Consider the following 23,036-nt stretch of genomic DNA (forward strand, 5'->3'; position numbering starts at 1 on the left):
CGGCTTCAGCCGCGATGGAGCTTTACCGATAAAAGCCCCATCGCGGCTGAAGCCGCTCCTACATAAATCACCACCGCCCGAAACTAGCCATTAGCACGTACCGCCGCACAACCTCACTGCGGCACAACATCCACCCGCACCCGGATGCGATCGCCCGGGTTGTAGTCGCTGCGGGTGTGGTAGGTGCGGCCACCGTACTCATAGGTCACGTCGTAGCCGTCCACGCGCTCACGCTCGTCACGGTAGGTGACCGGATCGCAGACCTGCACGCTGCCCTGCGAATAGGTGGGATGGTTGGCGTCATAGATCGAGCGCCCGGCCACGCCACCAACCATCGTGCCGACGGCGGTGCCGACCAACTGGCCACTGCCACCGCCGACCCGGCTGCCCAGCACCGCACCGGCGACACCGCCGATGACCGTCGCCAGCGAGCGCCCCCCCGGATTGGCCGTACTCGTATAGCCACCCTCGCCGTAGTAACCGCCGCGATCGGAGTAACCGTCCGCCGGACGCTGATAGCAGCGCGGCTCGCTGCGCTCGGCATAGTCCGAGACGATGATCGGGTCGACCCGCACCACCCGTGCGTAGTCGTAGGCACCGCGATCTTCGCCATAGCGGTCATCGTAGCGCTGGGCCGAAGCACTGCCGGCGACCAGCAGTCCTGTCGTCAACACAGCCAGCAGCAGGGTCTTCATGTGCGCTCGTCCGTAGGAGGATTGTGGAGGGAACGAGCGTGATGCTCTGCGTTGACCGGTGAAACGGCCCTGAATCCACACGCCAGGGCCGCCTCCTGTTCAGCCAGGCATTCGGATCAGTTCGAAAACGCCGTCTCCAGGCTGATCGGCACCGCACTCAGCGCCTTCGAAACCGGGCAGTTCTTCTTCGCCTTGTCGGCCAGCTCGTCGAACTTGACCTGGTCGATACCCGGCACCACGGCCTTCAATTTGAGCCGGATCTGCGAGAGTTGCGGCCCGCCTTCCAGCGACAGGTCCACCTCGGCGCGGGTATCCAGCGACGTCGGCGGAAAACCGGCCTCGCTCAGCTGCGCCGACAACGCCATCGTGAAGCACCCCGCGTGCGCGGCGGCGATCAGTTCCTCCGGGTTGGTGCCCTTCTCGTCGCCGAAGCGGCTGTTGAAGCCGTAGCGCGTGTGGTCCAGCAGTCCGCTCTGCGGCGTGCTGAGCTGGCCCTTGCCGCTTTTCAGATCGCCTTCCCAGTGCGCGGTGGCGTGACGTGAAATGCCCATGGCATGTGCTCCTGTTGTGAACGGGCCGTCACCATAGCCGGCCGATCGTTACAACCTTGTGCGCCGCAACGCGCCGCTTCACCCGCGTAGCGCTACAGTGGCCGCGATCGCCATGACCGCCCATCGAGCCGCCCCGCCCCGGGTCGCTCGTACCGGACCGCCATGACGCCGTGCTCCTTCGCTGGAGGAAAGGCCTCATGTTCTACGTCACCCGAGACATCCGCAACGTGGCCCTCGCAGGCCACCCCGGCGCCGGCAAAACCACCTTGTTCGAAGCCCTGCTGCATGCCGGCGGCGCCCTCCAGACGGCAGGCAGCATCGAACGTGGCAGCACGGTTTCCGACCATGATCCCCTGGAGAAACAACGCGGCCATTCGATCGACAGCGCGATCGCCAGCCTCGATGCCGACGGGCTGCACCTGAACCTGATCGACACTCCCGGCTACCCGGATTTCCGCGGCGCCAGCCTGCCCGCGCTGGCGGTGGTGGAGACCGCGCTGATCGTCGTCGACGCCGCGCGCGGCATCCAGCACGGCACGCGCCGGCTGATGGATCGCGCCCGCGAGCGGCAGCTGTGCCGGATGATCGTGGTCAACAAGATCGACCAGGAAGGCGCCGACTGCGCCGCGCTGCTGGACGAGCTGCGGCGCGAATTCGGCAACGAGGTGCTGCCGCTCAACCTGCCGGTCGATCACGGCCGGCGCGTGCTGGATTGTTTCCGCAATCCGGATGGCAACAGCGACCTGGGCGCAGCCGGCGACTGGCACCGGCGCATCCTCGACCAGGTGGTGGAGATCCGCGAAACCGTGATGGAGCACTACCTCGAAGACGGCGAGGCCGGGCTGCAACCGGAAGAACTGCACGAAGCCTTCGAACAATGCCTGCGCGAGGGCCATCTGGTGCCGGTCTGCTTCGTTTCCGCGCGCAGCGGCGTGGGTATCGCCGAGCTGATCGGCATCGCCCGTGACCTCTTGCCCAGCCCGGACGAGGGCAATCCGCCCGCCTTCAGCGCCGACGGTGCGCCGGTCGCGGTCGCCGCCGATCCCGATGCGCCCGTGGTCGCCGACGTCTTCCGCATCATCAACGACCCGTTCGTCGGCAAGATCGGCATCTTCCGGCTGTACCAGGGCACGCTCGTCCGCGACATGCCGCTGCTGCTCGACGACGCGCGCAAACCGGTGCGCGCCGTGCATCTGCTCCGGCTGCAGGGCAAGGAGCACCTGCCGGTGGACAAGGTCGTGGCCGGCGACATCGCCGCGCTGGCCAAGGTCGAGGAACTTCATTTCGATGCCGTCCTGCACGATCGCCACGAGCAGGACCACCTGCACCTGGCGCCGATCCGCTTCCCGCAGGCGATGTTCTCGCTGGCCATTTCCCCGGCCAGCCGCGGCCAGGAACAGAAACTGGCGCTCGCGCTGGAACGGCTGGCACAGGAAGACCCCGCCTTCGTGGTCGAGCAGCAGACCGAGACACACGAGACGCTGGTGCGTGGCCTGTCCGACCTGCACCTGCGCATCATGCTGGAGCGCCTGGCCTCCCGCTACGGTGTAGACGTCACCACGCGCATCCCGCGCATTGCCTATCGCGAGACGATCTCCGCCCCGGCCGAGGGTCATCACCGGCACAAGAAGCAGACCGGCGGCGCCGGCCAGTTCGGCGAGGTCTACCTGAAGGTTGCACCGCTGCCGCGCGGCGGCGGCTTCGAGTTCGTCGACGAGGTCAAGGGCGGCACGATTCCCGGTCAGTTCATGCCGGCGGTCGAGAAAGGCGTGCGCCAGGCGATCGCGGGCGGCGCGCTGGCAGGATTCCCGATGCAGGACCTGCGCGTGACCGTGCACGACGGCAAGTATCACCCGGTCGACAGCAAGGAGGTCGCGTTCGTGGCGGCCGGCAAGAAGGCCTTCCTGGATGCGATTTCCCGTGCTGCACCGCAAGTACTGGAGCCGATCGTGGAGATGGAAGTCAGCGCACCAGAGGCCCAGGCCGGCGATATCACCGGCAGTCTGGCCTCCAAGCGCGCGCGCATACAGGGCACCGACAGCCGGCATGGTGAAATCGTCGTGCATGCGCAAATTCCGCTGTCCGAACTGGACGGCTACGCCGCCGAGCTGAAGTCGCTCACCGCCGGACAAGGTCGTTTTTCCCTGGATTTCAGCCATTACGAGCCGGTTCCGGTGACCGTGCAGCAGCGCCTGGTCAGCAGCCGCCAGCCCGTCCACGAGGAGGATTGAAGGCGCCGAAGACGCCGTTTTTGCTGCTCATGACCTGGATGAAAGTTGAGCGAGCAGCTTTTTCATGAGGTTTTCTACACCGCCCCCTATTGGCGAGTCGCTGCACATGCCCTACATTTCGCATGCCGACGGGGTCGGCGCGACCCAACAACCAACCGTTCACGGAACAGGAAATCATGGCAAAGACCGCTAAAAAGGCTGCCCCGAAGAAGGCAGTAAAGAAAGTAGCCACCAAGGCCGCCGCCAAGCCGGCTGCCGCCAAGCCGATCAAGGAAGCCCTGAGCAAGTCGGGTCTGGTCGCCCACATCGCCGAAGCCACCTCCGTCGCTGCCAAGGACGTACGTGCCGTGCTGGCCTCGCTGGAAGGCGCTGTGCACGCGTCGGTCAGCAAGAAGGGCATCGGTGCGTTCACCCTGCCGGGTCTGCTGAAGATCACGGCCGTCAGCGTGCCGGCCAAGCCGAAGCGCAAGGGCATCAACCCGTTCACCAAGGAAGAGCAGTGGTTCGCTGCGAAGCCGGCTTCGGTGAAGGTGAAGGTGCGTCCGCTGAAGAAGCTCAAGGACGCCGCCGCCTGATAACGGCTGCTTCCGAGCGTTACCGAACGGGACGGCATTGCCGTCCCGTTTGTTTTTGGGGGCCCTCGCGTCCATGTGCGGGGGCTCGATTGGCACTGTTCGCACCTGCACTGTGATCTTGTGGGAGGGACTTCAGTCCTGACGGGCGGTACCGGCAAAGCGTCGGGACTGAAGTCCCTCCCACAAAAGCCCCTTCCTGACAGCACAAGCCTCTTCCCACAATAGGGATAGGCGCCATACGGAACACACCGGACCGCCCGGCACGCTGGAACACTCCGTCATGGTCGCCGCCCTCGCGATGCCCATGGCACGGGCCTATCTTGGACCTCGGCCCTGTCATGAGCTGCCAACGCCATGTCCACGCAACGCTACCGCATCACCATCACGCCCCTCGAGAGCGACGGTCGCCCCTGCGCTGGCCGCTGCACCATCGAGTTCGAACAGCGCTCGCACGAGAACTGGATGCGCCGACTTGAGGCGTTGCAAGGCCAACGCCGGTTCAGTGGCGACGATTGCGCCGCGCTCACTGTCGGTACCCAGTTGTTGAAGGAACTGGCGCAAGCGCGCACCGACGGCCATGGCGCATTGGCCAGGATCCAGCCGGAATTGCAGGCCCTGCTCGACCGCATCATCGAGACCGAGCCTCGTCGGCATTGAAACCGGGCGACGCGTACCGGCGATGAGGCGCGCCGGCCCGCTAACCGCCGGTTCACCGCATCCGGTTATCGTGACGCTTCATCTTCAGGAAATCGCATGCCATGACATTTCGTCAGCTGATCGTCGGCGTCGCCTGCAGCCTCGCCTTGTGTGCAGGCGGCGCGCTCGCCACGCCGCAGATCCAGGGACGCCAGGTCAGCGTGCAGGCGGGTGACGTCCAGCAGTACCTGACCGGCCACTTCCCGCAGACGCACGATGCCCTCGGCGGCCTGCTGGCGCTGACGGTCAGCGATCCGCAGCTCAGGCTTCCGCCGGGCAATCGCCTCGATCTGGCGTTCGACCTTGCCGTCGCCACCGCCGGTGGCACGCCCTCGCCGATCGGACACGTCTCGCTGAGCAGCGGCTTGCGCTACGACAATGAGCGCCAGGGCTTCTTCCTCGATCAACCCTCCATCGAGAACTTCGAGCCGGTGCATGCCGGCGCCAGACTCGATTCCAGCACTCGCCAACTGCTCAACTCATGGCTGGTGGACTATGCGCGCAAGCAGCCGATCTACCGGATCGATCCATCCATCGCCAGCCTGATGGGCGCGCTGCAGGTCGAGTCTGCCGCGGTCCAGGACGGCCACCTGGTGGTCAATTTCAACCAGGACGTCTCGCAACTGGTGCCGGCAGCGCTTCTGCAGGGGCGTTGAGCCACGTCACCCGTCGGCACGGAAGATCGTAAATACGAAGGGCGGCCCAGGCCGCCCTTCGCTCGTTACCGGTGATGCGAGCGCGCAGGATCAGCGCTTGGGCTGCAGCATCGTGCCGGTGCAGTTCCTGGCGCCGCAGCGGCAGGCCCAGATCTTCTTCAGACGCGGCGTGTGGCGCTCGGCCAGCACGATGCCGTAGTTGTAGGTCAGCTCCTCGCCCGGGGCGATATCGCGGACCGCCTCGATGAACACCCGGCTGTTGCGCGCGTCGTCCTCGTCCTCTTCGATCACCGCCTCGCAGTTCGGATCGCAGCTGTGGTTCATCCAGCGCGCGTCGTTGCCCTCGTAGTTGGCATCGATCACGTAGTCGTCGCTGATCGTAAACAGGAAGGTATGGCCGCTCTCGACGTCACCGGTGTCGTCGTTGTCGACGTCCTCGTGGGTGCGCCGACGGCCCTTGTATTCGATGAGGCGCTCGCCCTTGCCGAGCGACTTGACGGCGAATACGCCGTTTCCATGAATACGGGACTTGCGGGCGGCGATCTTGCGCGACATGAAGGAATCCGGAGAGAGCAAACCGTGGATTCTGGCGCAGAACGCCCTCCGGACCCAAGCCTGTCGCGCCTGTCCATCACCACGCAGCGGCGATATGCGCCGCCCATGAATGGCAACGAAGGCATGGATTGGTGTCCGCGGCGCAAAAGGGTACAATTTTGGTCCGCATTGAACCCCCACTGCCTCCGACCATGCTCCGCGTCACCAAACTGACCGACTACGCCACCGTGGTGCTGACCGTCCTGGCCAGCCGCCCCGGCGAGGTGCTCAGTGCGACCGAACTGGCCGAGCAATCCGGCCTGGAGCCGCCGACCGTCAGCAAGCTGCTCAAGCCGCTGGCCCAGGCGGGCCTGGTCGAAGGCCTGCGCGGCGTGCATGGCGGCTACCGGCTCGCACGCGCAGCCGGCGACATCACCCTGATCGAGATCGTCGAGGCGATGGAAGGCCCGCTGGCGATTACCGAGTGCAGCCAGGATCACAGCCAGTGCGGCATCGCCCAGCAATGCGGCGTGCGCTCGAACTGGCGGCTGATCAACGACGTGGTCGCCGACGCCCTGCGCGGCGTGACCCTCGCGCAGATGCTGCATCCCCTCCCCACTTCCGGCGACGACCGGCGGCGCATCGCCGTCACCGTCGCGACCACCTGACCCGTAGGCAGCCCATCATGGCCACCGAAGTTGCACCTCCCCAGAATGCCGAGATCCTCGAACGGCTGGGCCGACGCTACGACGCCGGTTTCATCACCGACATCGAGTCCGACTCGCTCCCCGCCGGCTTGAACGAAGACATCATCCGCGCCCTGTCCGCCAAGAAGGACGAGCCGGAGTGGATGACCGAATGGCGCCTGGAAGCCTATCGCCACTGGCTGAAGATGCCGATGCCGCATTGGGCCAAGCTCAATGTCGCCCCGATCGATTTCCAGGCGCTGAGCTACTACTCCGCGCCGAAGGGCCCGAAGTACAAGTCGCTGGACGAGGTGCCCAAGGAGCTTCTGGATACCTACGACAAGCTCGGCGTGCCGCTGCACGAGCGCGCCAAGCTGGCCGGCGTTGCGGTGGACGCGGTGTTCGACTCGGTCTCGGTCGGCACCACCTTCCGCAAGGAACTGGCCGAGAAGGGCGTGATCTTCTGCTCGATGTCCGAGGCGATCAAGGAACATCCGGAGCTGGTCAAGCAGTACCTGGGCAGCGTGGTACCGGTCGGCGACAACTATTTCGCCGCACTGAACTCGGCGGTGTTTTCCGACGGCAGCTTCGTGTTCATCCCGGCCGGCGTGCGCTGCCCGATGGAATTGAGCACCTACTTCCGCATCAACGCCGGCCACACCGGCCAGTTCGAGCGCACCTTGATCATCTGCGAGGACAAGGCCTACGTCTCCTACTTGGAAGGCTGCACCGCGCCGATGCGCGATGAAAACCAGCTGCACGCGGCGGTGGTCGAGCTGGTGACGCTGGAAGACGCGGAAATCAAGTATTCGACCGTGCAGAACTGGTATCCGGGTGACGAGAATGGCGTCGGCGGCATCTACAACTTCGTCACCAAGCGTGCCGAATGCCGTGGCGCGCGCAGCAAGGTCACCTGGACCCAGGTCGAGACCGGTTCGGCGATCACCTGGAAGTACCCGTCCTGCGTGCTGATCGGCGACGATTCCTCCGGTGAGTTCCACTCGGTCGCGCTGACCCATCATCGCCAGCAGGCCGACACCGGCACCAAGATGATCCACATCGGCAAGCGCACCAAGAGCAAGATCGTCAGCAAGGGCATCAGTGCAGGCCGCGGCCAGAACACCTATCGCGGCCTGGTCAAGGTCGAGCGCAGCGCCGAGGGCGCGCGCAACTACACCCAGTGCGACTCGCTGCTGATCGGCAAGAAGTGCGGTGCGCACACCTTCCCCTACATCGAGGTGAAGAATCCCGGCGCGACCGTCGAGCACGAGGCCACCACCTCCAAGATCAGCGACGACCAGCTGTTCTACTGTCGCTCGCGCGGCATCGGCCAGGAAGATGCCGTGTCGTTGATCGTCGACGGCTTCTGCAAGCAGGTCTTCCGCGAACTGCCGATGGAGTTCGCGGTCGAGGCCAAGAAGCTGCTGGAAGTGTCGCTGGAAGGCAGCGTCGGCTAGAGAAGCCGTGATTCGTGGTTGGGGATTCGTGATTCGCGCAAGCGGGTCATCCTTCAATCCGAGTCTCGCCTCGTCGCCACGCCTTTCGCGAATCACAAATCACTAATCACGAATCACTAATCCCATGCTCAAGATCAACAACCTCCACGCCAGCGTCGCCGGCAAGGAAATCCTCAAGGGCCTCTCGCTCGAAGTGAAGCCCGGTGAAGTGCACGCCATCATGGGGCCCAACGGCGCCGGCAAATCCACGCTCGGCAACGTACTGGCTGGCCGCGAGGGCTATGAAGTCACCGACGGCAGCGTCGAGTTCGACGACAAGGTGCTGCTGGAGCTGGAGCCGGAAGAACGCGCCGCTGCCGGCCTGTTCCTGGCCTTCCAGTACCCGGTCGAAATCCCCGGCGTGAACAACACCTACTTCCTGCGCGCCGCGCTCAACGCGCAGCGCAAGGCGCGCGGCGAGGAAGAGCTGGACTCGATGCAGTTCCTCAAGCTGGTGCGCCAGAAGCTGGCCGTGCTGCACCTGAAGGACGACCTGCTGCATCGCGGTGTCAACGAAGGCTTCTCCGGTGGTGAGAAGAAGCGCAACGAGATCTTCCAGCTGGCGGTGCTCGAACCGAAGCTGGCGATCCTCGACGAGACCGACTCGGGCCTGGATATCGACGCGCTCAAGACCGTCGCCGATGGCGTCAACGCGTTGCGCGCCGCCGACCGTTCGTTCCTGATCATCACCCATTACCAGCGCCTGCTCGACTACATCAAGCCGGACGTGGTGCACGTGCTGGCCGACGGCAAGATCGTGCAGACCGGTGGCCCGGAGCTGGCGCTGGAGCTGGAGAAGCACGGCTACGCCTGGCTGAAGGACCGCGTGGTGCCGGAGGCTGCAGCCTGATGAGCACCCTCCTGCAATCGCTGGCCAGCGCCTTCCACGGCGACGGCGCACGCCGCGAACTGCTCGATGCGGCGCTGCGCGACGGTCTGCCCGGCCCGCGTAGCGAGGCCTGGAAGTACACCTCGTTGCGGGCCCTGGAACGGCGCAGCTTCACACCGGCACCGATCGAAGTTGCGGCGATCAATCCCGCACTGCTCGATGGCATCCCAACACCGCGCCTAGTGTTCATCAATGGCCGCCATGCGCCAGCACTTTCAGACCTCACCGGTCTGCCGAGTGGCGTCGAACTGGGCCCGCTGTCCACCACGCTCGCCGACGGCGGCGAAGCATTGCGCTTCCTCGGCCGTCGCTTCGAACGCAGCGAGGAGGTGTTCGCACGTCTGAACGCCGCATTGGCCGATGAAGGCGTACTGCTGCGCGTGGAAGATGGCGTCGCGGTCGATGCTCCGCTGCACCTTGTGTTCGTCAGCACAGGCACCGGTGCCGACCATGCCTGGCACCTGCGCCACCTGATCGAACTGCGCCGCGATGCCTCGCTGGCCCTGGTCGAGCACCACCTGCACGATGGCGAGGCCACACATCTGGGCAACGCGCTCGCGCATGTCCACCTCGCGCAAGGCGCGCGGCTCGACCACGCGCGCATCCAGTCCGATGCCACCGGCCTCACTTCGCTGCTGCGTACCGACGCGGTGCTGGCGCGCGACGCCGAGTATCGCCGCGTCGACCTTGAACTGGGCGCCGGCCTCACCCGCCACGAATTGAACGTGCGGCTGGAAGGCGACAACGCCCGTCTGACCGCCAACGGCGTGCTGCTCGGCAATGGCAAGCGCCACATCGATACCCGCCTGGGCATCGAGCACATCGCCCGCGACACCCGCGCCGAACTGCTGTGGCGTGGTGTCGGCGCCGATCGCAGCCGCGTGGTGTTCCACGGTGGCATCCACATCCGCGAAGGCGCCGACGGCACCGACGCGCGGCTGTCGAACAAGAACCTGCTGCTGTCGGCCAATGCCGAGATCGATACCCAGCCGGTGCTGGTCATCGACGCCGACGAAGTCCAGGCCGCGCACGGCGCCACGGTCGGCCAGATCGACCAGCAGGCGCTGTTCTACCTGCGCTCGCGCGGCATTCCGAAGCAGCGTGCGCAGCAGTTGCTGAGCGCGGCGTTCTGCCATGAACCGCTGGCGGCGTTGAAGGGCCCGCTCGCCGACATCCTGGCTGCACGCCTGGATCAGGCGCTCAGCTCGGCGGGGGTGGCGTGAGCATCCCGGCACCGCAGGCGATGACCAGCAAGCGTGACCTGCCGGACTGGGAACGCGTCCGTTCCGACTTCCCGCTGCTGATGCGGCAGGTGCACGGCAAGCCGCTGATCTATTTCGACAACGCCAACACCGGGCAGAAGCCGCTGGCGGTGATCGCCGCCACCGACGAGTTCTATCGCCGCCAGAACGCCAATGTCAGCCGCGCCGTGCATGCGCTCGGCACCGAGGCCACCGACGCCTACGAAGGCGCCCGCGGCAAGCTCGCGCGCTTCCTCAATGTGCGCGCCGACGAACTGGTGCTGTGCAGCGGCACCACCTTCGCGATCAATCTGGTTGCCTACGCGTGGGCGCTGCCGCAACTGAAAGCCGGCGATGTGATCCTGGTTTCGCGGATGGAGCACCACGCCAACATCGTGCCGTGGCAGTTGGTCGCCCAGCGCACCGGCGCGACGATCCGCGTCGCCGAAATCACCCCGGATGGCGCCCTCGACCTGGACGCGCTGCGCAAGGCGATGACGCCGGAGGTCAAGCTGCTGGCGGTCACCCACGTCTCCAACGTGCTCGGTACCGTCAACCCGGTGCGCGAGATCTGCCGCGAGGCACGCAAGCGCGGCATCGTCACCGTCGTCGACGGCTCGCAGGCCGCGCCACACCGTCCGATCGACGTGGCCGCGATCGGCTGTGACTTCTACGCGATCACCGGCCACAAGATGTGCGGGCCGACCGGCACCGGCGCACTGTGGGCACGTCGCGAGCACCTGCAGGCGATGCCGCCGTTCATTGGCGGTGGCGAGATGATCAAGGAAGTGAGCTTCGACGGCACCGTGTTCAACGATCCGCCGCACAAGTTCGAAGCCGGTACCCCCAACATCGCCGGCTTCATCGGCCTGGGCGCGGCGGTGGATTACCTCACCGGCGTCGGCATGCAGCACATCGAAGCGCGCGAGACCGAACTGCAGGCGCATTTCACCGAGGAACTGCAGAAGATCGACGGCCTGCGCATCTTCGGCACCACGCCGGACAAGGCGGCAGTGGTCTCGTTCCTGATCGAAGGCGCACATGCGCACGATCTGGCCACCCTGCTCGATCTGGAAGGCGTCGCGATCCGTTCCGGCCAGCACTGCGCGCATCCGCTGCTGCAGTTCTACGGCGTCGCCGCCACCTGCCGGGCCTCGCTGGCGTTCTACAACACACACCAGGAAATCGAGCGTTTCATCGCCGCGCTGCTGAAGGTACGCAAGCTGCTGGGGTGAACCTGGCCTTTCTGTAGGAGCGGCTTCAGCCGCGATGGGCCTTCCCCCTTTAAATCCCAGCACATGGATGTGCGGGCTTTTGCAGAGGGACCTGCATGACAGCCCCATCGCGGCTGAAGCCGCTCCTACAACAGCGGGTGCTGCCGCTAAAATAGGCGGATGCATACCCTGACCTTCCGCACCGCCACGGTGCTCGACATCGACGCGATCGTCGCCCTGGTGACCTCCGCCTATCGAGGCGACACCAGCCGCACAGGCTGGACCACCGAAGCTGACTTCCTGGATGGCGCGCGCATCGATCCGGAAGTGCTGCGCACCGACATTCTGCGCGACCGCAGCCTGGTGCTGCTGGTCGAACGGGACGGCCAGCTGCTGGCCTGCGCGCATATCGCCGACGAAGACGGCGCCGGCTATTTCGGCATGTTCTCGGTCAACCCGGGGTTGCAGGGCGGCGGCATCGGCAAGCAGCTGATGGAAGAAGCCGAACGCATCGTCGCCCATCAATGGAACCTGCCATTGATGCGCATGACCGTGATCGACATCCGCGCCGAGCTGATCGCGTTCTACGAGCGCCGTGGCTATCGCCGCACCGGCGTGACCAAGCCCTTCCCCTACGGCGACGAGCGCTTCGGCGTGCCGCTTCGCGACGACCTGCGCTTCGAGGTGCTGGAAAAACCGCTGGGGGCGCAGTTGTGAGCGAATCGGGCACCGAGAACTGGACCTTCGTATGCACCACCGGCGAGTTGCTGCCGGGCGAGCTGAAGACGATCTGGGACGAGGTCACCGACACGCCGATCGTGGTCTTCAACCGCGACGGGGATTTCTACGCGCTCGAGGACCGCTGCAGCCACGAGGACTACGAGCTCTCGCCCGGTGAATACGACCCGGCGGCCGGCACCATCGAGTGCCTGCTGCATGGCGCGCGCTTCGACATTCGCGACGGGCGGCCGTTGTGCGCCCCCGCCTACATGCCGGTGGCCAAGTTCCCGGTCAAGCTGGAACACGGCGGCGTCTGGACCCGCGACGATCGCTGAGACCAGAAAATCCAGCATAACCTGCTGAATTAAAAGAAATTCCAAGAAATCCCATCGCCCGCGCATCGCGCAAGGGGATCGCCTTCGGCTGTCCGCCTGCAGGGCAATGTCACGCAATGTAACGAAATGTATTGCAAATAATTCGCATTTGCGAGGAAATATGTCGGATGACCGCATGAAAGCGGCCAGAGGCAGCCAGCCTGTCTGGCCTAACGCTCCCGGTTTCTCCACACAGCCTCCCGATCCCCAGGACCGGGCCGGCTGGCCGCAACCGGAAGCCCTCCTTGAATCCGTACGTCACGATGACCCCCACGATCAAAAGCCGTAAGCACCCGCTCTCCCAGGCCTCTGCCCAGACGCTCACCGCCGCCGCATTGCTCGGCAGCCTGGGCCTGGCCTCCCCCGCATTCGCGGCCGAAACGCCTGTCGACCAGCCGACCACGCTGGACAAGGTCAGCGTCCAGGCTGATCGCACCAAGCGCTACCTGGTCGAGACCCCGTCCTCGCCGAAGTTCACCCAGGCGCTGATCGACACCCCGCAGACCATCAACGTGATCAGCAAGGACCTGTTCAATGAGCAGGGCGCCACCACCCTCACCGAGGCGCTGCGCAACAGCCCGGGCGTGGGCACGTTCTACGTCGGCGAGAACGGCAACACCACCACCGGCGATGCGATCTACATGCGCGGCTTCGACACCTCGAGCAGCATCTTCGTCGATGGCATCCGCGATCTCGGTTCGATCTCGCGCGACGTCTTCAATATCGAGCAGATCGAAGTCGAGAAGGGTCCCGCCGGCACCGACAACGGCCGCAGCGCACCCACCGGCGCGATCAACCTGATCACCAAGCAGCCGTTCACCACCGACGCGCTGAGCGCGTCGATCACCGGCGGCACCGACAACCAGCGCCGCGTCACCGCCGACTGGAACCAGACGCTCGGCGCGACCAGCGCATTGCGCGTGAACGTGGTCGGCCAGGACAGCGATGCGGTCGGCCGCGACCACGTCAACAACAAGCGCTGGGGCATCGCACCGACGCTGGCGTTCGGTCTGGACACCGATACCCGCTACTACTTCGACCTGCTGTACGTGAAGCAGGACAACGTGCCGGACGGCGGCGTGCCGACCATCGGCCTGCCTGGCTACCTCACACCGGACTCCAGCCGTGCGTGGCTGACCAATGCGGCCCGTGTGGATACCCAGAACTTCTACGGGACACGCTATGACCACGACGACGTCACCGCGAAGATGGCCACGTTCCGCTTCGAGCATGACTTCTCCGAGTCGGTCAAGCTGACCAATACCGCACGCTGGGGCCGCAACGATCAGGATTACCTGCTGTTCGCCTTCATGCCTAACTTGGCCAACCTGAAGACGCCGAACGTCAACGACCCGTCCACCTGGACGGTGGCGCGTACCCAGCCGACCTTCAAGGATCAGCAGTACACGATCATCACCGACCAGCTGAACCTGCGTGTGGACTTCGCCACCGGCGCGATCGTGCACAACCTCAGCACCGGCGTCGAGGCCACGCGCGAGGAACTGCAGAGCTGGGGCCGCAACATCGTCGATCGAGCCAACTGGATCGCCGCCAACCCGGCCAACCTGTACAACCCCGACTGGAACACCACGCCGCTGGTCAGCGCGCGCAACGGCGCGTACAGCAAGGGCACGACCACCACGTTCTCGGTCTACGCCTTCGATACGTTGAAGTTCGGCGACCGCTTCCTGGTCACCGGCGGCGTGCGTCTGGACCACTATAAGACCGACTTCAAGAGTCTGTCCTGCACTACTGCCACCACCACGGCGGCGCCCTGCACCATCGTGGTGAACCCGGACGCCGATGTTTCCGACACACTGTTCAACTGGAAGCTCGGCGCGGTCTACAAGGTGGCAGACAACGCCAGCCTGTACGCCAACTACGCGATCTCCCAGCAGCCCCCGGGCGGCAGTTCACTGGAGCTGAGTTCGGCGGTCAACAACGCCAACAACCCGATATACGATCCGCAGAAGGCTAAGACTGCTGAAATCGGCACCAAGTGGAACTTCCTGGATGACAACCTGTTCGTAACGCTGGCGCTGTTCCAGACCGACGTCACCAACGATATCCAGCAAGGCAACGACGGGGTGTATTACCAGACCGCCGAGAAGCGAGTGAAGGGTGTTGAACTGTCGGCGGTGGGCAAGCTCTCCGAGAACTGGTCGCTCTCCACCGGCTACACCAAGATGGATGCGAAGGTGGAGCAAGGCCCTAACGTCTCGCAGGACAAGAGCGCGGACCTGGCCTACACGCCGGACAGCGCCTTCACCGCCTGGACCACCTACACCCTGCCGTTCAAGCTGACGGTCGGCGGCGGCGTGCGCTACTCCGGCGAAATGAAGCGCGGCACCGACGGTGCGATCGGCACCCCGGCATTCGTCAAGTCGTACTCGGTATGGGACGCGGTCGCGACCTATCCGATCAACGACCACTTCGAGCTGCGTCTGAACGTCTACAACGTGTTCGACAAGGACTACGTGGCCGGCATCAACAAGAGCGGCTTCCGCTACTCGCCCGGCGCACCGCGCTCGGCACAGCTGACGGCCAACCTGAAGTTCTGATCCGCTGCGGGGCGCTTTCCGCAGCCCCCTGAAGCAGAAAGCACTTGTGGGAGGGACTCCGGGTGGCCCAGGGCCATCAGTCCCGACGGCTACCAGCTAAGCGTCGGGACTAAAGTCCCTCCCACACAGATGCGGCGCCGCTCGCATCATGATACGAACGGAGACCTTTTCCAGGAGCACGCCATGCTGCTGCACATCCCCGGAATCCTGACCACCGACGAGGTGGCCCATTTCCGCCAGGCACTCGACAGTGCCGACTGGACCGATGGGCGCGAAACCGTCGGCGCGCAAGGCGCGCAGGTCAAACGCAACCTGCAGTTGCCCGATGCTTCGCCGCTCAAACAGGAACTCGGTCAGGCAGTGCTGAAAGCACTCGCGCGCAGTCCGCTCTATTTCGCCGCGGCACTGCCGTTGCGCACGATTCCGCCGCGTTTCAACCGCTACGAGGGTGGTGGCGAATACGGTTTCCACGTCGACGGGGCGGTCATGACGCTCGCCGCCAGCGCGACCCAGCAGGCGATGACGCTACGTACCGACATTTCCTGCACCTTGTTCCTGTGCGAGCCGGAGGACTACGACGGCGGCGAGTTGATCATCAGCGACACCTACGGCGAGCACGAGGTCAAACTGCCGGCCGGCGACCTGATCCTGTATCCCTCCAGCAGCCTGCATCGGGTTACACCGGTGACGCGTGGCGCCCGGCTCGCGTCGTTCTTCTGGGTACAGAGCCTGGTGCGCGACGGCACGCGCCGACAGCAACTGCTCGAACTCGATACGGCGATCCAGACCTTGACCACCTCCGGCGCGGATCGTAATGCCCTGCTCAAGCTCACCAACCTCTATCACAACCTGTTGAGGGAGTGGTCGGAGACCTGATCGTGCGCGGTCAACCAACATCGCGCTGGTGCGTTGTGCATGAAACCCATTAATTGAGATCAATTCTCATTTCTGTAGAATGACCTCCTTTCCAGCCGACCGACCACCACCGTTGTCTACTCCGCCCGCCACCGACCTCGCCACGGCGCGCCAACGTCGTGGCTTCTGGCTGCGGACGCTGCACCAATGGCATTGGATCAGCTCGGCGATCTGCCTGATCGGCATGCTGGTATTCGCGGCGACCGGGCTGACCTTGAACCACGCTGCGCGCATCGAAGCCAAGCCGGTCGTGACCAACCGCAGCGCCACCCTGCCCGCGCCGCTGCTGCACGCACTCGGCGAGCGCGAGGACGGCAATGCACGGCTGCCCGATAGCGTCACGGCCTGGCTGGATCGCGAACTTTCGCTCTCGCTCGGCCGGCAGGCGGCGGAATGGTCCAGCGATGAAATCTACCTGTCGATGCCAAGCCCGGGCGCAGACGCGTGGCTCAGCATCGACCGCAGCAGCGGCGCGGTCGAATACGAAGCCACCAACCGCGGCTGGATCTCCTACTTCAACGACCTGCACAAGGGCCGCAATGCCGGGCCGGCGTGGAGCTGGTTCATCGACCTGTTCGCGGTCGCCTGCCTGGTGTTCTGCATCACCGGGCTGTTCCTGTTGCAGATGCACGCCCGCCAGCGCCGCATGACCTGGCCCTTGGTCGGCCTGGGACTGCTCGTCCCGCTGCTGATCGCCCTGCTCCTGATCCACTGAATCCAAGCCCGGAGAGATTCCATGCGCGCCACCGTTACCCTCACCATCGCCTTGAGCGGCCTGCTGACCATGCCGGCTTATGCGACCACGCTCGACGTCAATGTCGAGATTCCCAAGCTCAACGTCGCCGAATACCACCGCCCGTACGTGGCGATCTGGATCGAAGGCGCCGACCAGAAGGTCGCCGCCAATCTGGCGGTCTGGTACCAATCCAAGGACACCGCCGAAGGCCATGGCACCAAGTGGCTGCCCGACCTGCGCCAGTGGTGGCGCAAGAGCGGCCGCACGCTGCAGGTACCGGTCGATGGCGTGACCGGCCCGACTCGCCCGGCCGGCAAGCATGCGCTGTCGTTCACCGACCAGCAGCCGCAGCTGAAGAGCCTAGCGCCCGGCGAGTACACGCTGGTGGTCGAGACCGCACGCGAGGTCGGTGGACGCGAGCTGGTGAAGATCCCCTTCAGCTGGCCTGCCAAGACCACGCAGAACGGCAACGCCCAGGGCAACAGCGAGCTGGGCGCGGTGACGTTGGTCGCCAAGCCGTGAGTTCTTTCCCTCGATCCATCCTCACAGGAGTGTCCATGAAGCGTTCCCTCGTACTGGTCGCCGTGCTCGCCACGCTGCCGTTCTCCGCACTCGCCCACAAGGCGTGGCTGCTGCCGTCGCAGACCGTGATCGCCGGCGAGCAACCGTGGATCACCGTGGACGGCGCGGTCTCCAACGACCTGTTCTATTTCAACCACGTGCCGCTGCGCCTGGAAAACCTGGTGATCACCGCACCGGATGGCAGCCAGCAGCAGCCGGAAAACCCCGCCACCGGCCGCTATCGCAGCGTGTTCGACCTGCAGCTCAAGCAGACCGGCACCTACCGTCTTGCGATCATCAACAACGGCCTGTTCGCCAACTGGAAGGAAGACGGCAAGCCCAAGCGCTGGCGCGGCAATGAAGCGAGCTTCGCCACCGAGGTACCGAAGAACGCGCAGGATCTGCAGGTCTCGCAGTCGCTTGGCCGCGTGGAGACCTTCGTGACCAACGGCGCGCCGAACGACACCGCGCTCAAGCCGACCGGCAAGGGCATCGAGTTGATCCCGGTGACGCATCCCAACGACTTGTTCGCTGGCGAGCCGGCGCAGTTCAAGCTGCAGATCGATGGCAAGCCGGCCGCAGGTCTGGAAATCGAGATCGTCCGTGGCGGCACCCGCTATCGCAACGCGCAGGACGAGATCAAGGTGAAGACCGATGCGCAGGGCGCGTTCTCGGTGACCTGGCCGGAAGCGGGCATGTACTGGCTGGAAACCGGCACCGAGGACACCAAGACCACGGTGCCGCAGGCCAAGCAGCGTCGTCTGAGCTACGTGGTTACGTTGGAAGTGTTGCCGCAGTAACCCAACCGGCAGTAACCCAACCGCTAGCATCCCGTCATTCCCGCGAAAGCGGGAATCCATGGACGTTAAGCCGTCGAGAAACAAAGTCCATGGATTCCCGCTTTCGCGGGAATGACGGGCGATTTCAAGGCCCACGTACAAAAACGGACTTGTTCAGATCTGGCGCTGTTGAAGCCAAGACACCAGGTACCCGCCTTCGCGGGGACGACGACTCATCTCATCCCATCCTCCGATGCCCCACGCCTCCCTCGACATCGCCACGCTCGGCGGCCAGACCATGGGCACGACCTGGAGCGTCAAGCTGGTCGTCCCGCGCCACCACGACCTGCACCCGATCCATGCCGGCATCCAGCAGGCGTTGGACATGGTGGTGGCGCAGATGAGCACCTGGGAACCGGACTCCGACATCAGCCGCTACAACCGCGCCGAGGCCGGCAGCTGGCAGCGCCTGCCCGAGGGCTTCGCCGAGGTGATGCATGCCGCACTCGATGTCACCCAGGCCAGTGACGGCGCGTTCGATCCCAGCGTCGGGCCGATGGTCGCGCTGTGGGGTTTCGGCGCGCACGCCGGCGCGCAGCGCGTGCCGACGCCGCTCGACATCGACACCGCCCGCATCCGCAGCGGCTGGACCCGCCTGCAATGGCGCGCCGAAACCCGCGAACTGCTGCAACCCGGCAGCCTCGAACTGGACCTGTCCGGAATCGCCAAGGGCTACGGCGTGGATGTCGTGCAACGTCACCTGCGCGCACGCGGCATCGCCAGCGCGCTGGTGGAAGTCGGCGGCGAGTTGTTCGGCTATGGACACAAACCCGACGGACAACCGTGGCGCGTGCTGGTGGAATCGGCCCCCGAAGAAGACGACGCATCCGGCCTGCCGCCGCGCGTGCTCGCACTCGACGGGTTGGCGGTAGCGACCTCAGGCGATCGCTGGCACCGCTTCGATGCCGATGACGGGCAACGCTACTCGCACACCTTCGATCCACGCCTGGGGCGGCCGGTCGAACGCGCTGCCGCGGCGGTCACCGTGATCGCCGATGACGCCACCCACGCCGATGCCTGGGCGACCGCCTTCACCGTGCTCGGCCCCGATCAAGGCATTGCCCTGGCCGACGCGCAGGGACTCGCTGTGCGTTTCCTCGCCCGCACGGCGGATGGCGTGGCCGAGCACATGAGCCAGGCCTTCGTGCGCCATCTCGAAGTACGCGCATGAGCGACACCGCCTCGCGCAGCGTCGCCGGCAACCTCACCGCATTCGCACTGCTGGCGTTGATCGCCACCGCGCTGCTGCGTCTGCACGGTGGCGACTGGTGGATCGCACCACCACTGCCCGAGCGCTGGTGGCTGGCAGGCGCGGCCCTGCTCGCTTACCTCGCCGGATGCGGCTGGATCGGATGGCGCTCGCGCAGCCCTCAGAACAACAGCAACGACCGCGCAGGCTTTCTGGTCATCTGGGCCAGCCAGACCGGCTTCGCGCGCGAGCTGGCCGAACACAGTGTGGAAGCGCTGGTCAACGTGGGCGAACCGGCCATCGCACTGCCGCTCGACCAGCTCGACGCCACGCGCCTGGCCTCAGGCCAACGCATCCTGTTCATCGTCAGCACCACCGGCGAGGGCGATCCGCCCGACCACGCGCTGCCGTTCCTGCGCAACGTGATGAAGCTGGACGCGTCGCTGTCGTCACTGCACTACGCAGTGCTGGCGCTGGGCGATCGCAGCTACGGCAACTTCTGCGCGTTCGGCCATCAGCTCGAACAATGGCTGCAGCATCGCGGTGCGCATGCGCTGTTCGACCGGATCGACGTGGACAGCGCCGCCCCCGAGGCCTTGCGCCAATGGCAATCGCTGCTGGCCCAGCTCGGCAACCAGCCTTCGACGCTGCCGGACTGGGAAAGGCCCCGCTATGGCCCGTGGCGGTTGCAGCAACGGAACTTGCTCAACGCCGGCAGCGCCGGGGGTGAGGTCTACCGTCTCGCCCTGGTGCCTGCGCAAGGACCGCTGCCGGACTGGAAAGCCGGCGACATCGCCGAGATCGGCCCTCGCCATGCCGTCGCCGAGGTGGAGACCTGGTTGCAGACGCACGCGCTGGACGGCACACAGGTGATCGACGACCGACCGCTGCGCGAGTGGCTGCGTGATTCGCGCCTGCCGACGCCCGCCGGTCATATCGATCCCACGACGCTGGTGCGCAGCCTGCAACCGCTCCCGCACCGCGAGTACTCGATCGCCTCGATCCCGGCAGAAGGCCAACTCGAACTTTTGCTACGCCTGCATACCGACGCGCAAGGCCATCCCGGACTGGGCAGCGGCTGGCTGTGCCGTCATGCCCAAGCCAACGAGGACATCGCGCTGCGCATCCGCAGCAATCCGAATTTCCATGGCCCGGCGCCGTCGCTGCCGATGATCCTGATCGGCAACGGCACCGGCATCGCCGGCTTGCGCGCGCACCTGGGCGAACGCGTTGCCGCCGGCGCGCGACGCAACTGGCTGCTGTTCGGCGAGCGCAATGCCGCCTTCGACCTGCACTTCGCCCAGGACCTGCATGACTGGCAGCACGATGGCTGGCTGGAGCGCCTCGACACGGTGTTCTCGCGCGATGACGCAGGCACCGCGCGTTACGTGCAGCACCGGCTGCGCGAGGCCGCCGATACGTTGCGCGAATGGGTCGTCGATGGCGCCGCGATCTACATCTGCGGCAGCCTGCGGGGCATGGCGCCGGAGCTGGACCAGGCGCTGGATGACATCCTCGGCGCGCCCACCCGCGAACAACTGTCGCTGCAGGGCCGTTACCGGCGCGATGTCTACTGAGCGACCGCCGTCAGGCCGCGAAATCGAACAACGCGGTCGTAGTGATGTTGAGACTGGCAATGCTCTGGTACTGCCCCAGCGCGAACTGCACGAACGGCTCTGCCCGCTGCCCATTCGACAGCGCATCATCGGATGGCACTGACTGGGCATCCTGCAGCGACTGCATGCCGAACGTCCCGAAGCGGTCAGTATCACTCTGCGACATCAACGCCGACAGCTGGCCGCCATAGTTGAAGAACCGCACGTTCGAGGCATCGCCGTCGATTGCGCCATTCCCATCGCCATCCAGCAACGACGTCACGCTCTGCTCATCGTCCTGCGGTGACTGCAACCCATGACCGAACTCGCCGTCGCCGGAACTGTCGTCATCACTCTGGCCCATCATCTCGAGCAGGCCTTCCACATCGATGTCCGCGGACGGTTCCTCGGCGCTGGCCGGTATCGCCTTGGAATGCTCACTCGTCGCGGGGGTGCCCTCGTCCTCATCGCCCTCAAGCGCGCCGAGCATCTGCGCCATCGGACTGGGCTGCTCCGACGCCCCGCTCTGCTGAACACTGCGCGCACTCATCATCGCGTACGCGGTGTACGCAGAGCCGGCGCCGATGCTCAGACTGCTCATAACGGAGATCCCCTGCCCGATGCGAGGCACACCGGGTTTGACTCATGCAGTCTCCATCGGGGAGTTGCCAGCCGGATGCGAGCGCATGTCAGGCGTGGCAAAGACCGTCAGGCCGGCGAGACCCGGATCGCCAACAGCTCGCCGCCGCCGTCGATCGCATGGCGCCGGCGCGTGCCGGCTCCCAGCCACGCCGTATCGCCCGCGGCCATGTCCGGCAGACCACTTTCTGCATCGAAACCGGCATGTCCGCCAAGCAGGTGGACGACCCAGGCCACCTCCGACTCGGTGAAAAACAGCATCGGCCCGACCAGTGGACGATGCAGCAGTTCCACGCGCAGCGCACCGCGTCGCCACATCACGTTGAAGTCGTGGGTAATGCCGTCGAGCAGTTCGCCGGTCACGCCCGCCTCGCCCGCGAACCGGGCACGTTGGTAGGGCGGCAACAACGTATCGACACGTCCATCGTCAAAGCGCAGGCGCAGGCCATTGCCCTGCAACAACACCAGCTCGCGATCGATACCGGGAAAAGCGGAGAACGCCGCATCGCACTCGATCTCGGCGATCGACAACCGCAGTAGCCAGTCGTCCCCGTCTGGCAGGCGCAGGATCTCGCGCGTCCAGCCCTGGCCATTGCGCCAGCGCTCCCGTCGGTAATCCACAGCAGAAATCACGCGGGACGGGGCGTTCAAGTCATGCAGGACAGACATCGCGTCATTGTGCCTTCCCCGCTCGACGGCTGCGAGTCCGGACTACGTCCACCGGACTGCTGACCTGACATCACACGTCCCCCGCATGAAGCGCGATCTGGAAGCCCAGGCCACATCCGGGTGGCCGTTGCACAGCCCCGCGCGGCTGCATCGCCCTCGTATCCACGTGGGGAGACAGTACCTGCAAGGACCGACCAAAAAAATCGCCCGGCTGCACGTCAATGTGCAACACCGGGCGATATCTACGTCCTTGTCGGCTTCCAGCCTTCCCCTAGACTTCCTGCCCAGATAGGTTGCGGCCACGCGTCCTGCGTCGAACCGTATTGCTGATGTCCATTCCCCTCAACGTCTTTGCACCGGCTTCACAGCCGCCGCCTTGGCAGCCTTCGCTGCAGGAGCCGTCCCGACTCCCACCTCGATCAGGTCTCGATTCCGTTCGACCGTCTTGAGTCCGATTCCCTTGACCAGCGCCAGTTCCTCGACGCTTTTGAAGGGACCGTTGGCCTGGCGATGCTCGACGATGGCCTGCGCCTTGGCGGGCCCGACGTTCACCAGCACCCTGTCCAGATCGGCGGCATTCGCCGTGTTGATGTTGACCTTCTCGGCCGCATGGGCCGTGACGGATAACAGCAACGCCAGAAACAGAGACTGCAGGACTACGGCAAAAGACTTCATGGCAACGCTCCTTGTGGCTTGGGATGGGTCCTTGCCGGCATTCCTGCCGGCCCAGAAAGTGTCCCGCGCCACATGGGACAAAGCCTATCGTCGACCCAC

Annotated in this window: 24 protein-coding genes; 18 read left to right on the forward strand and 6 right to left on the reverse strand. The window is 65.3% G+C overall.

What is annotated here, in order from left to right:
- Nucleotides 1-113 precede the first annotated feature (113 nt).
- Nucleotides 114-695, reverse strand: coding sequence for a glycine zipper 2TM domain-containing protein (locus AC3WJE_RS08515; RefSeq protein ID WP_493730349.1), 582 nt, complete (start codon nt 693-695; stop codon nt 114-116).
- A gap of 116 nt (nt 696-811) precedes the next feature.
- Nucleotides 812-1,246: an OsmC family protein gene (locus AC3WJE_RS08520; protein ID WP_493730350.1), complete on the reverse strand. Its 435-nt coding sequence runs from the start codon at nt 1,244-1,246 to the stop codon at nt 812-814.
- 197 nt (nt 1,247-1,443) lie between these two features.
- Here AC3WJE_RS08520 and fusA point away from each other — a divergent pair, with 197 nt between their 5' ends.
- The 4 genes from fusA to AC3WJE_RS08540 all read left to right on the forward strand — a co-directional run bounded on the left by fusA (nt 1,444) and on the right by AC3WJE_RS08540 (nt 5,404).
- Nucleotides 1,444-3,477 carry an elongation factor G gene (fusA, locus tag AC3WJE_RS08525; RefSeq protein ID WP_493730351.1) on the forward strand — a complete coding sequence of 678 codons (2,034 nt, stop codon included), beginning with the start codon at nt 1,444-1,446 and terminating at the stop codon, nt 3,475-3,477.
- Between the two features lie 176 nt (nt 3,478-3,653).
- On the forward strand, nt 3,654-4,052 hold the full coding sequence (locus tag AC3WJE_RS08530; protein ID WP_493730352.1) for an HU family DNA-binding protein: 399 nt from the start codon (nt 3,654-3,656) through the stop codon (nt 4,050-4,052).
- A gap of 354 nt (nt 4,053-4,406) precedes the next feature.
- Nucleotides 4,407-4,709, forward strand: a complete 303-nt coding sequence (locus AC3WJE_RS08535; protein ID WP_493730353.1) for a DUF3861 family protein — start codon at nt 4,407-4,409, stop codon at nt 4,707-4,709.
- Between the two features lie 101 nt (nt 4,710-4,810).
- A complete protein-coding gene (locus tag AC3WJE_RS08540; protein ID WP_493730354.1) occupies nt 4,811-5,404 on the forward strand; it encodes a DUF1439 domain-containing protein in 594 nt (197 codons plus the stop codon).
- Nucleotides 5,405-5,494: 90 nt separating this feature from the next.
- On the opposite strand, the gene AC3WJE_RS08545 is transcribed toward AC3WJE_RS08540, so the two are convergent.
- Nucleotides 5,495-5,959, reverse strand: coding sequence for an SET domain-containing protein (locus AC3WJE_RS08545; RefSeq protein ID WP_493730355.1), 465 nt, complete (start codon nt 5,957-5,959; stop codon nt 5,495-5,497).
- Between the two features lie 191 nt (nt 5,960-6,150).
- Between AC3WJE_RS08545 and AC3WJE_RS08550 the strand changes: the two genes are divergently transcribed.
- The 14 genes from AC3WJE_RS08550 (at nt 6,151) to AC3WJE_RS08615 (ending at nt 20,936) form a co-directional block, all read left to right on the forward strand.
- Nucleotides 6,151-6,606 (forward strand): SUF system Fe-S cluster assembly regulator, encoded by a 456-nt coding sequence (locus tag AC3WJE_RS08550; protein WP_493730356.1) that lies wholly within the window; start codon nt 6,151-6,153, stop codon nt 6,604-6,606.
- A gap of 17 nt (nt 6,607-6,623) precedes the next feature.
- Complete coding sequence (gene sufB, locus AC3WJE_RS08555; RefSeq protein ID WP_493730357.1) at nt 6,624-8,081, forward strand: Fe-S cluster assembly protein SufB; 1,458 nt, start codon at nt 6,624-6,626, stop codon at nt 8,079-8,081.
- A gap of 124 nt (nt 8,082-8,205) precedes the next feature.
- Nucleotides 8,206-8,970 (forward strand): Fe-S cluster assembly ATPase SufC, encoded by a 765-nt coding sequence (sufC, locus tag AC3WJE_RS08560; RefSeq protein ID WP_493730358.1) that lies wholly within the window; start codon nt 8,206-8,208, stop codon nt 8,968-8,970.
- Nucleotides 8,970-10,232: a Fe-S cluster assembly protein SufD gene (gene sufD / locus AC3WJE_RS08565; protein WP_493730359.1), complete on the forward strand. Its 1,263-nt coding sequence runs from the start codon at nt 8,970-8,972 to the stop codon at nt 10,230-10,232. Before sufC ends, sufD begins: the two co-directional genes overlap by 1 nt.
- Nucleotides 10,229-11,485 carry a cysteine desulfurase gene (locus tag AC3WJE_RS08570; protein WP_493730360.1) on the forward strand — a complete coding sequence of 419 codons (1,257 nt, stop codon included), beginning with the start codon at nt 10,229-10,231 and terminating at the stop codon, nt 11,483-11,485. The genes sufD and AC3WJE_RS08570 overlap by 4 nt, the downstream gene beginning before the upstream one ends.
- A gap of 159 nt (nt 11,486-11,644) precedes the next feature.
- The gene (locus tag AC3WJE_RS08575) at nt 11,645-12,181 is read left to right on the forward strand and encodes a GNAT family N-acetyltransferase (RefSeq protein ID WP_493730361.1); all 537 of its coding nucleotides are present in this window, start codon (nt 11,645-11,647) and stop codon (nt 12,179-12,181) included.
- Nucleotides 12,178-12,519, forward strand: coding sequence for a non-heme iron oxygenase ferredoxin subunit (locus AC3WJE_RS08580; RefSeq protein ID WP_493730362.1), 342 nt, complete (start codon nt 12,178-12,180; stop codon nt 12,517-12,519). Before AC3WJE_RS08575 ends, AC3WJE_RS08580 begins: the two co-directional genes overlap by 4 nt.
- A 284-nt stretch (nt 12,520-12,803) precedes the next feature.
- Nucleotides 12,804-15,119, forward strand: coding sequence for a catecholate siderophore receptor Fiu (locus tag AC3WJE_RS08585; RefSeq protein WP_493730363.1), 2,316 nt, complete (start codon nt 12,804-12,806; stop codon nt 15,117-15,119).
- Between the two features lie 183 nt (nt 15,120-15,302).
- The gene (locus AC3WJE_RS08590) at nt 15,303-15,995 is read left to right on the forward strand and encodes a Fe2+-dependent dioxygenase (RefSeq protein WP_493730364.1); all 693 of its coding nucleotides are present in this window, start codon (nt 15,303-15,305) and stop codon (nt 15,993-15,995) included.
- 112 nt (nt 15,996-16,107) lie between these two features.
- Nucleotides 16,108-16,749 (forward strand): PepSY-associated TM helix domain-containing protein, encoded by a 642-nt coding sequence (locus AC3WJE_RS08595; protein ID WP_493730365.1) that lies wholly within the window; start codon nt 16,108-16,110, stop codon nt 16,747-16,749.
- A gap of 21 nt (nt 16,750-16,770) precedes the next feature.
- On the forward strand, nt 16,771-17,292 hold the full coding sequence (locus AC3WJE_RS08600) for a DUF2271 domain-containing protein (protein ID WP_493730366.1): 522 nt from the start codon (nt 16,771-16,773) through the stop codon (nt 17,290-17,292).
- A gap of 35 nt (nt 17,293-17,327) precedes the next feature.
- Nucleotides 17,328-18,131, forward strand: a complete 804-nt coding sequence (locus AC3WJE_RS08605) for a DUF4198 domain-containing protein (protein WP_493730367.1) — start codon at nt 17,328-17,330, stop codon at nt 18,129-18,131.
- Nucleotides 18,132-18,363: 232 nt separating this feature from the next.
- Complete coding sequence (locus tag AC3WJE_RS08610; RefSeq protein ID WP_493730368.1) at nt 18,364-19,341, forward strand: FAD:protein FMN transferase; 978 nt, start codon at nt 18,364-18,366, stop codon at nt 19,339-19,341.
- Nucleotides 19,338-20,936: a sulfite reductase subunit alpha gene (locus tag AC3WJE_RS08615; protein ID WP_493730369.1), complete on the forward strand. Its 1,599-nt coding sequence runs from the start codon at nt 19,338-19,340 to the stop codon at nt 20,934-20,936. Before AC3WJE_RS08610 ends, AC3WJE_RS08615 begins: the two co-directional genes overlap by 4 nt.
- Nucleotides 20,937-20,946: 10 nt before the next feature.
- Here the strand turns inward: AC3WJE_RS08615 and AC3WJE_RS08620 are convergent, their stop codons facing one another.
- From AC3WJE_RS08620 to AC3WJE_RS08630, 3 genes are all read right to left on the reverse strand, one after another.
- Complete coding sequence (locus AC3WJE_RS08620) at nt 20,947-21,555, reverse strand: hypothetical protein (RefSeq protein WP_493730370.1); 609 nt, start codon at nt 21,553-21,555, stop codon at nt 20,947-20,949.
- Between the two features lie 107 nt (nt 21,556-21,662).
- Nucleotides 21,663-22,262 (reverse strand): HutD/Ves family protein, encoded by a 600-nt coding sequence (locus tag AC3WJE_RS08625; RefSeq protein ID WP_493730371.1) that lies wholly within the window; start codon nt 22,260-22,262, stop codon nt 21,663-21,665.
- Between the two features lie 342 nt (nt 22,263-22,604).
- Nucleotides 22,605-22,937 (reverse strand): ComEA family DNA-binding protein, encoded by a 333-nt coding sequence (locus AC3WJE_RS08630; RefSeq protein ID WP_493730372.1) that lies wholly within the window; start codon nt 22,935-22,937, stop codon nt 22,605-22,607.
- Nucleotides 22,938-23,036: the final 99 nt, after the last annotated feature.

It is taken from the genome of Pseudomonas sp. GW821-FHT07E12, assembly GCF_058986605.1.

Coding starts and splice junctions, on each gene's coding strand:
- AC3WJE_RS08575 (WP_493730361.1), top strand. CDS start 11,645: ATGCATACCCTGACCTTCCGCACCGCCACGGTGCTCGACATCGACGCG.
- AC3WJE_RS08630 (WP_493730372.1), bottom strand. CDS start 22,937: ATGAAGTCTTTTGCCGTAGTCCTGCAGTCTCTGTTTCTGGCGTTGCTG.
- AC3WJE_RS08600 (WP_493730366.1), top strand. CDS start 16,771: ATGCGCGCCACCGTTACCCTCACCATCGCCTTGAGCGGCCTGCTGACC.
- sufB (WP_493730357.1), top strand. CDS start 6,624: ATGGCCACCGAAGTTGCACCTCCCCAGAATGCCGAGATCCTCGAACGG.
- AC3WJE_RS08520 (WP_493730350.1), bottom strand. CDS start 1,246: ATGGGCATTTCACGTCACGCCACCGCGCACTGGGAAGGCGATCTGAAA.
- AC3WJE_RS08615 (WP_493730369.1), top strand. CDS start 19,338: ATGAGCGACACCGCCTCGCGCAGCGTCGCCGGCAACCTCACCGCATTC.
- AC3WJE_RS08550 (WP_493730356.1), top strand. CDS start 6,151: ATGCTCCGCGTCACCAAACTGACCGACTACGCCACCGTGGTGCTGACC.
- AC3WJE_RS08540 (WP_493730354.1), top strand. CDS start 4,811: ATGACATTTCGTCAGCTGATCGTCGGCGTCGCCTGCAGCCTCGCCTTG.
- AC3WJE_RS08515 (WP_493730349.1), bottom strand. CDS start 695: ATGAAGACCCTGCTGCTGGCTGTGTTGACGACAGGACTGCTGGTCGCC.
- AC3WJE_RS08605 (WP_493730367.1), top strand. CDS start 17,328: ATGAAGCGTTCCCTCGTACTGGTCGCCGTGCTCGCCACGCTGCCGTTC.
- sufD (WP_493730359.1), top strand. CDS start 8,970: ATGAGCACCCTCCTGCAATCGCTGGCCAGCGCCTTCCACGGCGACGGC.
- fusA (WP_493730351.1), top strand. CDS start 1,444: ATGTTCTACGTCACCCGAGACATCCGCAACGTGGCCCTCGCAGGCCAC.
- AC3WJE_RS08535 (WP_493730353.1), top strand. CDS start 4,407: ATGTCCACGCAACGCTACCGCATCACCATCACGCCCCTCGAGAGCGAC.
- AC3WJE_RS08610 (WP_493730368.1), top strand. CDS start 18,364: ATGCCCCACGCCTCCCTCGACATCGCCACGCTCGGCGGCCAGACCATG.
- AC3WJE_RS08545 (WP_493730355.1), bottom strand. CDS start 5,959: ATGTCGCGCAAGATCGCCGCCCGCAAGTCCCGTATTCATGGAAACGGC.
- AC3WJE_RS08530 (WP_493730352.1), top strand. CDS start 3,654: ATGGCAAAGACCGCTAAAAAGGCTGCCCCGAAGAAGGCAGTAAAGAAA.
- AC3WJE_RS08625 (WP_493730371.1), bottom strand. CDS start 22,262: ATGTCTGTCCTGCATGACTTGAACGCCCCGTCCCGCGTGATTTCTGCT.
- AC3WJE_RS08590 (WP_493730364.1), top strand. CDS start 15,303: ATGCTGCTGCACATCCCCGGAATCCTGACCACCGACGAGGTGGCCCAT.
- sufC (WP_493730358.1), top strand. CDS start 8,206: ATGCTCAAGATCAACAACCTCCACGCCAGCGTCGCCGGCAAGGAAATC.
- AC3WJE_RS08620 (WP_493730370.1), bottom strand. CDS start 21,555: ATGAGCAGTCTGAGCATCGGCGCCGGCTCTGCGTACACCGCGTACGCG.